At 72.8% G+C, this 14,810-nt stretch carries 11 protein-coding genes; 7 read left to right on the plus strand and 4 right to left on the minus strand.

Annotated elements, in window-relative coordinates:
• Positions 1-71: 71 nt before the first annotated feature.
• Complete coding sequence (locus tag AB0I18_RS20070) at positions 72-1,115, minus strand: iron ABC transporter substrate-binding protein (protein WP_363106861.1); 1,044 nt, start codon at positions 1,113-1,115, stop codon at positions 72-74.
• Between the two features lie 363 nt (positions 1,116-1,478).
• Between AB0I18_RS20070 and AB0I18_RS20075 the strand changes: the two genes are divergently transcribed.
• Entirely contained in the window at positions 1,479-4,142 is a 2,664-nt protein-coding gene (locus AB0I18_RS20075; protein WP_363106862.1) for an AMP-binding protein, read from the plus strand.
• On the opposite strand, the gene AB0I18_RS20080 is transcribed toward AB0I18_RS20075, so the two are convergent.
• Entirely contained in the window at positions 4,139-5,029 is an 891-nt protein-coding gene (locus AB0I18_RS20080; protein ID WP_363106863.1) for a fused MFS/spermidine synthase, read from the minus strand. The two genes, AB0I18_RS20075 and AB0I18_RS20080, sit on opposite strands and share 4 nt — an antisense overlap.
• Before the next feature lie 142 nt (positions 5,030-5,171).
• Complete coding sequence (locus tag AB0I18_RS20085) at positions 5,172-5,636, minus strand: hypothetical protein (RefSeq protein ID WP_363106864.1); 465 nt, start codon at positions 5,634-5,636, stop codon at positions 5,172-5,174.
• 319 nt (positions 5,637-5,955) lie between these two features.
• Between AB0I18_RS20085 and AB0I18_RS20090 the strand changes: the two genes are divergently transcribed.
• Positions 5,956-7,425 carry a hypothetical protein gene (locus AB0I18_RS20090; RefSeq protein ID WP_363106865.1) on the plus strand — a complete coding sequence of 490 codons (1,470 nt, stop codon included), beginning with the start codon at positions 5,956-5,958 and terminating at the stop codon, positions 7,423-7,425.
• Between the two features lie 20 nt (positions 7,426-7,445).
• On the opposite strand, the gene AB0I18_RS20095 is transcribed toward AB0I18_RS20090, so the two are convergent.
• A complete protein-coding gene (locus tag AB0I18_RS20095; RefSeq protein ID WP_363106866.1) occupies positions 7,446-8,042 on the minus strand; it encodes a histidine phosphatase family protein in 597 nt (198 codons plus the stop codon).
• Positions 8,043-8,254: 212 nt separating this feature from the next.
• Between AB0I18_RS20095 and AB0I18_RS20100 the strand changes: the two genes are divergently transcribed.
• From AB0I18_RS20100 to AB0I18_RS20120, 5 genes are all read left to right on the plus strand, one after another.
• Positions 8,255-9,220, plus strand: a complete 966-nt coding sequence (locus AB0I18_RS20100; RefSeq protein WP_363106867.1) for a phosphatase PAP2 family protein — start codon at positions 8,255-8,257, stop codon at positions 9,218-9,220.
• 1 nt (position 9,221) lies between these two features.
• Complete coding sequence (locus tag AB0I18_RS20105) at positions 9,222-10,526, plus strand: hypothetical protein (RefSeq protein ID WP_363106880.1); 1,305 nt, start codon at positions 9,222-9,224, stop codon at positions 10,524-10,526.
• Between the two features lie 259 nt (positions 10,527-10,785).
• Entirely contained in the window at positions 10,786-12,450 is a 1,665-nt protein-coding gene (locus AB0I18_RS20110; protein ID WP_363106868.1) for a hypothetical protein, read from the plus strand.
• Positions 12,447-13,790: an AAA domain-containing protein gene (locus tag AB0I18_RS20115; protein WP_363106869.1), complete on the plus strand. Its 1,344-nt coding sequence runs from the start codon at positions 12,447-12,449 to the stop codon at positions 13,788-13,790. The genes AB0I18_RS20110 and AB0I18_RS20115 overlap by 4 nt, the downstream gene beginning before the upstream one ends.
• A gap of 136 nt (positions 13,791-13,926) precedes the next feature.
• Complete coding sequence (locus tag AB0I18_RS20120) at positions 13,927-14,292, plus strand: hypothetical protein (protein ID WP_363106870.1); 366 nt, start codon at positions 13,927-13,929, stop codon at positions 14,290-14,292.
• The last annotated feature ends 518 nt before the right edge of the window (positions 14,293-14,810 follow it).

A 14,810-nucleotide genomic window follows, 5' to 3' on the forward strand; every position in this document is an offset into this window, starting at 1 on the left:
CGGAGGCGTAGGGACCAGCCGTGGCCCGGCGGACTCCGGTGGCACGGTCCCCGTTGGTGTACTCACGCCGGTCAGACCAGTCCGACGTCCTGGAGCATGGCCTGGGTCTCCTGGACGGACTCCAGCTTGCCCAGGTCGATCTCGGGTGACTGGAGGGAGTCGAACGGCGGCAGGTCCTCGACCGTGCTCGTGACGCCCGCGGCCAGCGGGTACTCCTTGGTCTTGTCGGCGAAGTAGGTCTGCGCCTCCTTCGACAGCAGGAAGTCGACGGCCTTCCGGGCGGTGGCGCTCTGCCCGCTGTCCTTGAGGACGCCCGCCCCGGCCACGTTGATCAGCGCGCCGGGGTCCTTGCCGGGCAGGAAGTGCAGCCGGGAGCCGACCTTGTCCTCGCCCTTCTCGGCGACCCGCTCGTACCAGTAGTAGTGGTTGACCAGGCCGAGGGAGACCTCGCCGGCCTCGACCCCGTCCAGGGTGGCGAGGTTGTGCGCGTAGATCTTGGCGCCGTTGTCCTTCAGCGCCTTCAGCCACTCGCGGGTGGCCTCGTCGCCCTCCAGGACGCGCATGCCGGTGACGAAGGCCTGGAAGGAGGGGTTGGTGGGCGCGATGCCCACCTTGTCCTTCCACTCCGGCTTCACCACGTCGTGGACGCTGTCCGGAACCTCGTCCTCGGCGACCTCGTCCGGGTTGTACGCGATGACGCGGACGCGGCCGGAGAGACCGACCCAGTCGCTTTCGCCGCCCCGGTAGGACGTGTCCACCTTGTCGAGGGTGGCCTGGGGCAGCTTCTCCAGCACGCCCTCGTTCGAGAGGGCGCCGAGGGCCCCGGCGTCCTGGGAGAAGAAGAGTCCGGCCTTGGTGCGGTCGCCCTCCTCCAGGATCTGGGCGGCCAGTTCGGCGCTGTCGCCGTAGCGCACGTCGACCTCGGCGCCGATGGCCTTCTCCAGCTTGTCCAGGAGCGGCTTGACCAGTTTCTCGTTGCGGCCGGAGTAGATGACGAGGGAGGAGTCGCCCTCCGCCCGGCCGCTCTCGTCGTCGGAGCCGCAGGCGGCGAGGGCAGGGAGAAACAAACCAGCCGCGGCGAGCGCGGTGATCCGGCGAGCCGAGGGGCGTCGCATGGTGAGGAACCTTCCTGCGTAGCTCGCCTCTACGCCGCTGTCGCGTCGTCGGCCGGCAAGCGGCGAATCGATACTTTCAAGCCAACTGTGAACATGCTATGAATAAGGTAAAGCTTGCCTAAGCGTCAAGGGGCCTGTGCTAGCGGGACCTGTGTAAACGGCGGACGCTGGACGCTGCCGCGGAAAGGTCGCGCCCCGGTGATAGACCCCTCTGGCCCCCTCCGGGGCCCGTCCACTGGTCCCCTCCGGGCCCCGTCCACCGTCCGGCCCCCGCGCTCCGCGAGATCACGCCCCGCCGCGCCGCTTCCCACCAGGTCGCTTCCGTTCACTAAGCCGCCCGTACGGCGACCGCACGCGCACGGCGTGCCCTTCGCGCGCGACCTCGCGGCGCACGGCGACCGCATCGCCCTCTTCACACAAACGGGCGAACTCACCTACCGCGCCCTCGCCGAACAGGTCGCCGCCACCGCCGAACTCCTCGGCCCCGCCCGCCGGTTGGTGCTGCTGGCCGGCGCCAACCGGGCCGACGCCCTCGTCATCCACCTGGCGGCCCTCTCCGTCGGCCACCCCGTCCTACTGGTCCCCGGCGACAGCGACAGCACGGTCGGCTCGCTGACCACCGCGTACGACCCGGACGTGGTGGCCCGGCCGGACGCGGACGGCAACTGGACCATCGCGGAACGGCGCCGGGCCCCCGGGAGCACCGGGAGCGCCCACGCCCTCCACCCCGACCTGGCGCTGCTGCTGAGCACCTCCGGTTCGACCGGCTCGCCCAAACTGGTGCGGCTCTCCCACGAGAACCTCCAGGCCAACGCCGAGTCCATCGCCACGTACCTCGGCATCACCGACACCGACCGCGCGGCCACCACCCTCCCCCCGCACTACTGCTTCGGCCTGTCGGTCATCCACAGCCACCTGCTGCGCGGCGCCGGGCTGATCCTCACCGAGCGGTCGGTGTCGGACGCGGCCTTCTGGCAGGAGTTCCGCGCCGCCCGAGGCACCTCCCTGGCCGGGGTGCCGTACACCTTCGACCTGCTCGACCGGGTCGGCTTCGACCGGATGGAGCTGCCGCACCTGCGCCGCGTCACCCAGGCCGGGGGCCGCCTGGCGCCCGAACGCGTGCGGCGCTACGCCGAGTCGGGGCGCCGTCACGGCTGGGAGCTCTTCGTCATGTACGGGCAGACCGAGGCGACGGCCCGCATGGCCTACCTGCCACCGCACCTCGCCACCGAGCGCCCGGAGGCCGTCGGCGTACCGATCCCGGGCGGCTCCTTCCGCCTGTCCCCTGTGGACGGCATGGACAGCCACGGTCCGGACGTCGGCGAGCTCATCTACTCCGGACCGAACGTCATGCTCGGCTACGCCGAGACCCCCGCCGACCTCGCCCTCGGCCGCACCGTCCAGGAACTGCACACGGGCGACCTGGCCCGGCGCGCGTCCGACGGGCTGTACGAGATAGTCGGCCGCCGCAGCAGGTTCGCGAAGATCCTCGGCCTGCGGATCGACCCGCAGCGCGTCGAGACCCTGTTGGAACAGCACGGGGTGAGGGCCTACTGCGCGGGCGACGGGGACGCGCTGGCGGTGGCCGCGCTCGGCACGCCCGGCAGTGCGGGCGAGGAGGCCCGGGCCCGGCTCCGGCGGCTGGTCTCGGAGGGGTGCGGGCTCCCGGCCCGCGCGATACGGATCCGGGTCCTCGCCGAACTCCCGCGGCTCACCACGGGCAAACCCGACTACGAGGCCGTACGACGGCTGACGCGCCCGGCACCGGAGGAGGAGGCGGCCGGGCAGTCCCCGGCGGCGGCGCCCTCGGGGGACCTGCGCAGGCTCTACGCCGAGGTCCTCGACCGCACCGACGTCACCGAGGACAGCAGCTTCGTGAGCCTGGGCGGCGACTCGCTCTGCTACGTCGAGATGTCGCTGCGGCTGGAGGACGCGCTGGGCGGGCTGCCCACCGACTGGCACACGAGGCCGATCCGCGAACTACGGCCCGCGGCGGTGCCGCCGCAAACAGCGGAAACGCCCCCGGCCACAACGACGACGACAGAGCGGGCGACTCGACAGATACGGCTGACACGGCCGGCACGGCGGACATGGTGGTCCCGGAGATCTCCGCGTTCCCTGGGGACACGTTCCCTGGCGACACGTTCTCTGGAGACCGGTATCGCGCTGCGCGCCGTCGGGATCGTCCTCATCGTCGGCTCGCACATCCCGGTCTTCTCCGTCCAGGGCAGCGCCCACGTGCTGATCGGTGTCGCGGGCTTCAACTTCGCCCGCTTCCACCTGACCGGGGCCGGACGCCGCGAGCGCGTACGCCACCTGCGGCGCAGCATCGCCCGCATCGCCGTACCGAGCATGGTGTGGATCGCCGGCGCGGTCGCCCTGACCGGCCTCTACGACCCGGCCAACACCGTGCTGCTCAACAGCCTGCTCGACCAGGGGGCCGAGCGTCAGGAGTGGCACTACTGGTACGTCGAGGCCCTGCTCTACTTCCTCGTCGCCCTGGGCCTGCTCATGGCCGTACCGCTCCTCGACAGACTGGAGCGGCGGTACGCGTTCGGGGTGCCGCTGGCACTCGTGGCGATCGGACTGGTCGGCCGGTACGACCTGCTGGAACTGGCGCCCGCCCGCTTCCACCTGGGGCCCACCGTGGTCTTCTGGCTGTTCGCGCTCGGATGGGCGGCCGCGCGGGCGACCACCGCGCGGCAGAGGTCGGTGCTGACGGCGGCACTTCTGCTCACCGTGCCCGGGCTGTTCTCCGACCAGCCGCTGCGTACGGCACTCGTGACGGCCGGGCTCGCACTGCTGATCTGGGTGCCGACCCTGCCCAGCCTGAGCTCGCTCAACCGGATCGCGGGCGTGCTGGCCGGCGGCTCGCTCTACATCTACCTGACGCACTTCCAGGTCTATCCCCACTTCCGGGACGACTTCCCGCTCCTGGCCCTCTTCGCTTCGCTGGCGGTGGGCCTCGCGTACGCGGCCGTGGCGACCCGGGTGATGCGGTGGCGCCCCCTGACGGCACGCGGTTAACGGAACACGGACGGCGGTGGCGCCGGTGAGGCCACCGCCGCCGCGTCCGTGACCAGGGGCGCTCCGCCGGTGAAGTCCGTGAGGGGTCTGCCGTGTTCGACTCTCGCGGGGTGCGGGTCGGAGGCCGCGCGCCGGGTCAGTTCGGGGATGGGCAGGGGGCGGTCGGAGGCGACCAGCACGGCGTTGCCGAAGCGTTTGCCGCGCAGGACCGTCGGGTCGGCGACCAGGGCGAGCTCGGGGAAGACGCTGACGGCGGTGGCGATCTGGCCGCGCAGATGCGCGAGCGGCGGGCCGTCGGCGAGGTTGGCGGCGTACAGGCCACCGGCCTTGACGACCCTGCGTACGTCGGTGAGGAATTCGGCCGACGTCAGATGCGCGGGCGTTCGCGCCCCGCTGAACACATCCGCGATGACGAGGTCCGCCCAGCCGTCCGGCACCTTGGCGAGCCCCTCGCGCGCGTCGGCCGACCGCACCCGGATCCGGGCGTTGGGGTCCAACGGCAGCTCGCGGCGCACCAGTTGGACAAGTGCCGCGTCGCGTTCGACGACCTGCTGGGTGGAGCGGGGGCGGGTGGCGGCCACGTACCGGGCGAGGGTGAGGGCGCCGCCGCCGAGGTGCACGACGTGCACGGGCTTTCCGGGCGGGGCGACGAGGTCGATGACATGGCCGAGCCGGCGCTGGTACTCGAAATTCAGGTACGCCGGGTCGTCGAGGTCGACATGCGACTGCGGGGCGCCATCGATCAGCAGGGTCCAGGCCCGCGGCCGATCCCGGTCGGGCACCAACTCGGCAAGCCCACCGTCAACCCTCTCGACGACCGCCTCACCCCCGGCCCGCCTGCCGTCCGACTTCCCGCCGTCCGACCCTTTGTTCCTAGCCCTCGCCATCTGCCCATTATCAGGGGCACCACCTATAAGGGACGCGCCTGCAAGGGCGCGCCCCTAAGGGGCGCGGGGAACGGCGCGCCCAGCCCACGACAACCCGCAGACCACACACAAGCCCAACCCCCACAGACCTCCCCGCCAAACCTCAACGGCAGTTGTCCGCGGCCTCGATCAACCGAGCCGCCTCCCCCAGAGCAGCCCGCAACACAGCCGGATCCGTAGCCAGGTCCACGTCACCCGGCGGCAGCAGCCAGTCCGAGCCCTCGACAGGCGGCTCGGGCGGCGCGAGACGGACACCGCGCCCCTCGGTCTGGGTACACGTACTGCCCGGTACGTCCCAGGCGTCGGCCGTACCCGGCGGCACCAGGAAGCCCAGCGTGTCGCAGCCGTCGTCGTGCAGGACGGGCCCGACGGCCTCCGCCGAGGCACCCCGGCGCAGGATGTCGACGGCCTCCAGACCCTGCCGCGTGGGAACGGTCACGAGATCGCACGGATCCTCCGGCCGCCCACCCAGCCCTTCACCGCCCGGCGGGATGCCGTACTCGGGGGCCGGTCCGTGCCCCGCCGCGGAGAGCGGCGTACAAGGATCGATGCTCTGCCTGGTCTCCATCCTGACCTCCACCACAGAACCCTCCTCGATCGAACCCACCGCATGGTTCAACGCTCCTGAGCGTCAACGGCTACGGCGGAACTCGGCCGCAAAGGATGGCAGTTCATGGCAGATCGTGGATGAGATATCCGGTTTGTAGCCAAACTCCGCGTGGTGGGTTCGTCACAGCGGGTACGTTCATGCCCGCCGGAAGCCGAACACGACACGAACTGTCGACCGACCCGACCGACCCGGACCGACACGATCGGCGCGGTCGACCGACAGGTCAACTCGTCCTGGTTCCGGCATGGTTCGACGGTTCGCGAGAGAGGGCCCGGCCATGGCGTCGTCAACGGTGACCTCGTCGTCCACGTCACCTCGGCCACCGCGGCCGAACCTCGTCTTCCGGCGGCTGCGCGGCCAGCGCTCGCCGGGCGAGTTCGCCGCCGCGGTGCGCCGGGCCGCCCGGGACATCGGCGAGCAGGTCAGCTGCGACGCGCGCTACATCGGGCGGGTCGAGGCGGGCGAGATCCGCTGTCCCAACTACGCGTACGAGCGGGTGTTCCTGCACATGTTCCCCGGCCGAACACTGACCGACCTGGGGTTCGCGCCCCGCTCGACGGTACGCGGACGGGGGGCGCGCACCACCGAAGGGGCGCTCCCGACTCGCACCACGAGCCCGATGTCCGCCCCACATGAGACACACGGGGCGCACGAGCCGTATGACACGTACGACACGCATGACCCGCACGAGAACGACGATCAGAACAACGAGGAGAGCGACGTGCAACGTCGCGCATTCATGAGCGGCGGTACCGCCACCGTGGCGGCCGTCTCGCTGGGGCCCCTGGGGCTCGCGTTCAGCGGTGGCGGCGTCGCCGCGGCCGCGGCTCCTTCCGTGCGCCGGGCCGGCGAGGCCGAGGCCGGGGCACTCGAAGAGGCCGTACGCAAGATCCGGCTGCTGGACGACCGGCACGGCGCCGACGGCCTGTACCGAAGAGCGGCGGCTCCGCTGCGGTCCGCGTACGCCCTGCTGGACGCGGGCGCGACCCGGCGGGCGACGGCCGAGCGGCTGCACACGGGGGCCGGTGAACTGGCCATCTCGGTGGGCTGGCTGGCGCACGACTCGGGGCGTTTCGAGGACGCGCGCTCGCACTACGCGGAGGCGCTCGCGACCGCCCGGGTGGCCGGTGACCCGGCCCTGGAGGCGCACGCCTTCTGCAACACGTCCTTCCTCGCGCGCGACGCGGGGCGGCCTCGGGAGGCGGTGCGGGCGGCCCAGGCGGCGCAGTACGCGGCGCGTCCACTGGGCTCGGCCCGGCTCATGTCGCTGCTCTCGCTGCGCGAGGCGGGCGGCTGGGCCGGGCTCGCCGACCGCACGGGCTGCGAACAGGCACTGGCCCGCGCGCAGGCGCTGTACGGACGCGGCCCCTGTGACGCCGATCCGGAGTGGATGAGCTTCTACGGAGACGCCGAACTGGCGGGCCTGGAGGCCCAGTGCTGGTCGACCCTGGGCGACTGGCCGCGCGCGGCCCACCAGGCGCGGCGGGCGGCCCGGCTCCAGGACCCGCACTTCACCCGCAACATCGCGCTCTACACGGCCGAGCTCGCCGACGACCTGGCCCGCGCCGGACATCCCGACGAGGCCGCCGCGGCCGGACTGCGCGTCCTGGACCTGCTGGACGAGGTCCAGTCGTCCCGGGTGCAGACGATGCTGGCGGGGACGGCCCGGGTGCTGCTGCCGCACCGCCGCGCGTCGGGGGTGTCGGACTTCCTCGAACGGCACGGGGCGATGCCGCGCTCGGCGTAAGGTCACGCCGGAAACGCGCCCTACTGGGTCAGGTGGCCGCAGTCGTTCCAGGCCTCGATCGCGGGCTCTCCGTAGGCCCAGCCCAGGACCGACAGGGACGTCGGGTTGAGGCGGATGCGGGCCGCGAAGTCGAGGTCCAGGCCGAGCCAGCGGGCGCCGATGGAGCGCAGAATGTGGCCGTGGGCGAATATGAGGAGATCACGATCGGCGGAGCGGGCCCATTCGACCACCTCGTCCGCGCGCGCGGAGACCTCGGCGAGCGTCTCGCCGCGGGGCACCCCGTCACGCCAGATCAGCCACTCGGGCCGGGAAGCCCGGATCTCGTCGGGGGTCATGCCCTCGTAGGCGCCGTAGTCCCACTCCATGAGCGTGTCCCAGGTGGTGGCCCGGTCGCCGAAGCCGGCGAGTTCGCACGTCTCACGCGCGCGTGCCAGCGGACTGGTGCGCACCTCGACTCCGGGCAGCCCGTTCAGCGGCGCCCGGTGCAGGCGCTCGCCGAGCAGCTTGGCGCCGCGCCGGCCCTCCTCCAGGAGCGGGATGTCGGTCCTGCCGGTGTGCTTGCCGGACAGCGACCACTCCGTCTGTCCGTGCCGGGCCAGCAGGATGCGCGGTGCCATGAAGGGGGCCTTTCCGGGAGACGGTCCGGGAGACAGGACGGCCGGAACGAGGGTTGGATCAGTCCATCATCGCGCACCGGCGTCCGGAGCAACCCACTGGGCGATCTCTGCGTCTTTGAGCACCAGGGGCGCCCCCTCGGGGCTTTCGCGTACACCGTAAATTGGCTGGCCTGTGTCACGACGGCCAGGGAAGCTGGAGGGGGAGGGATCGGATGCTGCGGACCGATGTACCACGCACCGAGGCGGCACCACGCACCCGTCTCCGCTGGTGGACCGAGCTGCCCATCATCCTGCTGGTGTACGGGGCGTACTCGGCGGGCCGGCTGCTCGCGCGCGGGGATGTGACCAGCGCCGTCGACCACGGTCTGGCGATCCTGCGCGTGGAGAAGATCTTCTATCTCAACGCCGAGCACCCGCTGAACCGTCTCTTCACACGTGAGCCCTGGATCGGCATCCCGGCCGACTTCTGGTACGCGTCGCTGCACTACATGGTCACGCCCGCCGTCCTGATCTGGCTCTTCCGGTCCCGGGCCGTGCGCTACCGGGCCGCCAGGACCTGGCTGATGACCTCCACGTTCATCGGCCTGATCGGCTTCACGCTGCTGCCGACCTGCCCGCCGCGGCTGCTGTCGGCGAGCCACGGGTTCGTCGACACGATGGCCCAGTACAGCGACTACGGCTGGTGGGGCGGCGAGGCGAGCGCGCCGCGCGGGCTCGGCGGCATGACGAACCAGTACGCGGCGATGCCCAGCCTGCACGTCGGCTGGGCGCTGTGGTGCGGCGTGCTGCTGTGGCGGTACGGCGGCACCCGGCTGACCAAGGTCGCGGGCGTCGCGTACCCGTTGATCACCACGATCGTGGTGATGGGCACCGCCAACCACTACTTCTTCGACGCGCTCGCGGGCGCCGTCGTCATGGGGATCGGGCTGCTGCTGACCCGGCCGGTGCTGCGGGCCGCGGACCTGCTCCGGGCGCGGTTCGGGGTCCGGCGACTCGCACCGGTCACGGGTGGCTCGGGCGTCGCAGGTTCCTCAATTGTCAGTGCGGGGTGCCAGACTTCCACGGGTGAGCAACTTCCCCGACCGCACAAGGTCCGTGCCGCCCCGGGCGCCGAGCAGGGAGCCGAACAGGGAGCGAGTCCCACAGCGGAGGACGGCGCTCCGGCAGCGGCTCGCTGAGCTGCGCGGTCCTGCTGTTCCGCCGCAGCCGCTCGACGCGCGCGCCCTCGCGGCGCTCGCCGCGAACCCCGGTTGCAAGCGGCGCGCGATCCTCGACGGGGCGGGGGTGAACAAGGCGGCGCTGGCGAGTGCGCTCGGCTCGCCGTCGGCGTTCGGGCAGTCGCAGTTCGCGTTCATGCGGGGCAACGCCTTCGAGGCGCGGGTCAAGGCCGACGGGGGCGCGGAGCTGCTGCGGCTCGTGCACGAGAAGCTCGACGCCGGGGCCGTGCCGCCCGCGGCCGGTGTCGTTCCCGACCTCACGGCCGTCGGCCCCGAGGGACGGACGGCCCGTACGGCGCTGGCGCTGCGCGAGGCCACCGCGGCGGGCGTCTGGACACTGCTCGACCACCCCTTGCTCGCGCTGGACGTCGCCGGCTCCCCCGCCTTCCTGGAGCCGGACGCGGTGGTCGTGCACCCCGACGGCAGCTGGACGGTCATCGAGATCAAGTCCTTCCCGATGCTGGACGGTTCGGCGGACGCGGCAGAGGTGGGCGCGGCGGCACGGCAGGCCGCGGTGTACGTACTGGCGCTGGAGCGGGTCGCGGCGCGGCTCGGTGCGGGGCCGGAACGGCCGGATGGGCTCGAACGGCCGGATGGGCTCGAACGTCCAGAGGTGCCAGAAGAGCCTGAGGTGCCTGAGGTGCCGGAAGGGCTCGCTGGAGACGAGGGGGCGACCGTGCTCGGCCCCTCGGGCCCCCGCGCGCGCGTCCCCTCGACACCGGCCGGGGCCCCCGGCAAGCCGAGCGCCCAGGACAGCGCCCCCGCGCCCGTGGTCCGGCACACGGTGTTGCTGGTCTGTCCCAAGGACTTCTCCAACCTCCCCACCGCCTCGGCGGTCGACGTCCGCAAGCAGCGGTCCGTGACCCGCCGCCAGCTGGAGCGCCTCACTCGCATCGAGGACATCGCCGACTCCCTCCCGGAGGGCACCTGCTTCGCCCCCGAGCTGCCTCCCGAGGAGCTGACCTCCGCGGTCGAGTCGGTCCCCGCGACGTACGCCCCCGAGTGCCTGTCCGCCTGCGAGCTGGCCTTCCACTGCCGCGACCGCGCTCGTGCACAGGGCGCGGTGACGTCCCTGGGCCGCTCAATGCGGGCGGAACTGGGCGGCCTGACGGCGGTCGGCGACGTACTGGCAGCGGCCCGCGGCGAGTCCGGCGACCCGACCGACCCGGCGGTGGCCGCACTGCGCAGAGCGGCGGAGTTGCGCACGGAGGCGCTGAGCGGTCGGGAGAGGCCGCGGGCCGGGACATCGGAAGGTGCGACGTGCTGAGCCCATTCCAACTCCGGTGCGGCAGGCGCCCCTTCAGGGGCGCGGGGCGTGACATTGTGCGGCTCCGCCGCGTGGGCGCGACCAGCCACAACGGCCCCACACGCGATACACCGGCCCGCGAGGAGCGCCCCGTAAGGGGCGCGGGGAACTGCGCGACAAGCCACGACCAACCCGCAGCTCACGAACTACCGGCGGGAGCGCCCAGCGGCAAGCACTCGGCACGCCGCAGTACCGCCGCGACGGGCCAGAAGGGAGCCGCATGTCCCTGATCACCACCCTCGCCCGCCTCGAAGCAGTCGACACCGGCCGAGCCCAACCCCTCACCACAGTCCGCCACCGCCACATCTCCGAACACCCGCTCGTCTTCGTACCGCTCACCACCGCCGGTGAGGCCGGCGCCCCACTGGGCGCACTGGTCGGCACCGACCGGGACGCACCACGGCTGCTCGTCGTACCGCAGCCCCGGGACCGCGACCTACGGTTCGCGTTCCTCGCCGAGCTCGCGGATATCGTCCTGCCGTACATCGACTCGTACGCGCTGAACGTCGAGGCCGCCGAGCGCAACGAGACCGATCCGGAGACCGGCAAGCGGGTCAAGGTCGAGGTCGAACTGTGCGCGGACGCACCGCAGTTGATCATGCCGAGCCGCGCGGGTACCGACTTCGTACGGCTGCTCGGGCGCTCCATGCGGTTCCGGCGCACCGCCGAGCAGGACCCGGAGACGCCGTATCCCGCGCCGCCGCACGTGCCACTGCTCGGGCGGTGGCTGACGCACTACGGGGAGCGGGCCCGAGTACCGGGTTCGGCGCTGCTCCTCGCCCTCACGGACCTGCTGTCCCGGCACTGGGCGACCGGGCAGAGCAGCCTGGAGGACCAGCACCTCGGGGCGCTGCTCGCCTGGATCGACCCTCCGGAGGGCGAGTCCGGCGCGGCGGCCGCGCTGGGGGCCGAGCTCCGGCGGGACGCCAAGGGACAGCTCGTCTGCCCACCCGCCGGCCCCGCCACGGACCCGGCCTTCGACAACAAGCTGCTCGCCCCCGCCATCGAGCGCTACGACCGCGCGCGTACGGCACTCGCGGCCGCCGAGGACGGCATCGAGGCGGACGACCGGCTCGGCGAACTCACCGCCGCCGAGCGGCAGATCCGCGACCTGGTGGCCAGCCGCACCCGCCCCACCTGGGACGCCGTGTGGCGCGGCCTCGACCTGCTGCGCGCCCTGCCCGAGGGCGCCCACGCGGCCGACCGGTGGACCCGCGACCGCTGGTCGTTCACCGGCCACCGGGACCGCGTGCTCGCCGGAGAGCCCCCGCAGCCGCGCCGCGACGACGCGGTCACCGCGGCCAACAAACTGGCCACGCGTGAGCGCGAACAGGCCCGCCTGGAAGCCCAGGAGGCCCTCGACGACCCGCTCGTCATGGCCGGGCGGCGGCTCGCCGGCGAGGCCTTCGCGGGCGAGGTCACCGATGTCGTGATGGCGTACAGCGAGGGGAAGCGGCCCAGCCCGCGCCCCCTCGTGACCGTCCGCACGGACGACCGCCCGCACCTCGGCGAGCGCGCCAAGGTCTACCGCTCGCTGGGCGGGAAGCCGCAGGCAGCCGAGTTCGTGGCGTACGAGGGGTCCGAGAGGGCTGAGGAGTCCGAGGGGTCCGAGGGGTCTGAGAAGGCCGCGGATGAACTGGGCGGCTTCCTCGTCGTGCTGCGTGTCGTCGACAAGATGGGCCGCGGCAAGGAGCCCGAGGCCGGATCCGTCCCGGAGAAGGGCGACCGCCTCTGCTTCACGCTCTTCGAACACGAGCAGCGGGGCGGGCCGAAGCTGCCGGACCCGGAGGAGACCCCGTGGACACACGGCGGACCACCGGGTGACCCGTCCGCCCCACCAGCCGCCCCGCCGCCCGACCCGGTGACCGAAGAGGACGTCCTGTGACCACCCGTGCCGACGTGTTCGACCCCGGCGCCGAGGCCGCCCGCGCCACCGACGCGATCCTGCGCGACACGCTGCACGGGACGCACCGCGGGGTCGTGGTCGACTCGCCGCCCGGCGCCGGCAAGTCCACGCTCGTCGTCCGTGCCGCGCTCGAACTGGCCGAGGCCGGACGCCCGTTGATGGTCATCGCGCAGACCAACGCGCAGGTCGACGACCTGGTCCTGCGGCTCGCCGAGAAGAACCCCGAGCTGCCCGTCGGCCGCCTGCACAGCAGCGACGCGGACCCGTACGACAAGGCGCTCGACGACCTGCCGAACGTCCGCAAGTCCGCCAAGGCCGGGGACCTCGCCGGGCTCGACGTCGTTATCTCGACGGCCGCGAAGTGGGCGCACGTCAAGGGCGTCGAGCCGTGGCGGCACGCGATCGTCGACGAGGCGTACCAGATGCGGTCGGACGCGCTGCTCGCCGTGGCCGGGCTCTTCGAACGGGCGCTGTTCGTGGGCGACCCGGGCCAGTTGGACCCGTTCGCGATCGTCGGCTCGGAGCAGTGGGCGGGGCTGTCGTACGACCCCTCGGCCTCCGCCGTGACGACACTCCTCGCCCACAACCCCGAACTCCCCCAGCACCGCCTGCCCGTCTCCTGGCGGCTCCCCGCGTCGGCGGCACCGCTGGTCTCCGACGCGTTCTACCCGTTCACGCCGTTCCGCAGCGGCACGGGCCACGGCGACCGCCGCCTCGACTTCGCGGTCCCGTCGGACGCTTCGGGCCCGGACCGGGTCATCGACGAGGCGGCGGAGACGGGCTGGGGCCTGCTGGAACTCCCGGCCCGGCACACACCCCGTACGGACCCCGAGGCGGTACACGCCCTCGCCCAGGTCGTACGCCGCCTGCTGGACCGGGGCGGTGCGGCGACCTCGGAGCGCTCCCCCGACCCGGCGCCCCTGACGGCCGACCGGATCGCCGTCGGCACGGCACACCGGGACCAGGCGGCGGCGGTCCGTGCGGCCCTGGCGGACCTGGGCGTTTCGGAGGTGACCGTCGACACGGCGAACCGTCTCCAGGGCCGCGAGTACGACGTGACCGTCGTCCTGCACCCCCTGTCGGGCCGCCCGGACGCGACGGCGTTCCACCTGGAAACGGGACGCCTGTGCGTCCTGGCGTCCCGCCACCGCCACGCCTGCATCGTCGTCTGCCGCGCCGGCGTCGCAGACCTCCTCGACGACCACCCGTCCACGGAACCGGTCCAGCTCGGCGTCACGGTGAAATTCCCTGATGGCTGGGAGGCGAGCCATGCGGTGCTGTCGCATCTGTCCGAGCACCGGGTGGCGTGGGGATCGTAAGGGCGTGCGGGGTCTCGTAGAGGGGCGTGAATCAGGGCCGGTCAGGTGGGCCCTGGGCCCTCTTGCGCGGTCAAGGGACAATGGACGGTGGCTCATCCACACGGACGGGCCGACCACCGTACGAGGAGGAGAAGTCATGGCGGAGCCCACGCCGCGTCGGAACGAGCCGCGGCTTCGCCCCGCGCCGCTGCTCTTCGAGCCCGCGGAGGCCGGCGCCGATCCTGAGCACTTCTTCGACCTGGAGTCGATCGACGACCCCCGGGCGCTGCTGGCCCGGGCCACGGAACTGACGCACGCGTTCCGGGCGGCCACCGACCGTGCCGTCGAGTTCCAGGCGATGGCCGCGGCGCAGCTCGCCGATCCCCGGCGGTTCGACCGGCTCACGCCCGCGGAGATCGCCGAGCGGGCCGAGTGGACCGAGGACTACGCGAAGAAGATGGTGGAGTTCGGGCGCGAGCTGCTGCGCGGCGCGGACGCCGAGGGGTACGCCGACCCGTTCTGAGAGGCCGGCCTCGTCCAACGCGCGAACTCCCTCGCGAGCAGCGCCACCGGGAAGCCCCGGCCCACGGTCCACCAACACGTCGAGGCCCGCTACGGCCTCGACCGGGACCGGGAGCCGGGGCGAGAACCCGGAGCCGGAAGCCGGAAGCCACGGGAGCGAAAGCCCGCGGCCGCGGGCCGCAGGAGCCAAGGCCGGGCGGGAGGCATGGGAGCCAGAGCCTGGAGCCACGAGAGCCGTGAACCGGGAACCCGGCGCCAGGAGCCCGGAATCCGAACCGGCAACCAGAAACCCGGTGCCGGGAGTCTGGAACCCAAAGCCGGGAACCCGGAGCCCCGGGAACCTGGAGCCAGGAACCGGGACCCGGTCGCCGGTCGCCGGTCGCCGGTCGCCGGTCGCCGGGACCCGGTCGCCGGTCGCCGGTCGCCGGTCGCCGGTCGCCGGTCGCCGGGACCCGGTCGCCGGTCGCCGGTCGCCGGTCGCCGGTCGCCGGTCGCCGGTCGCCGGGCGCCGGTCGCCGG

This window comes from Streptomyces sp. NPDC050704 (assembly GCF_040654355.1).
Lineage (GTDB): Bacteria > Actinomycetota > Actinomycetes > Streptomycetales > Streptomycetaceae > Streptomyces.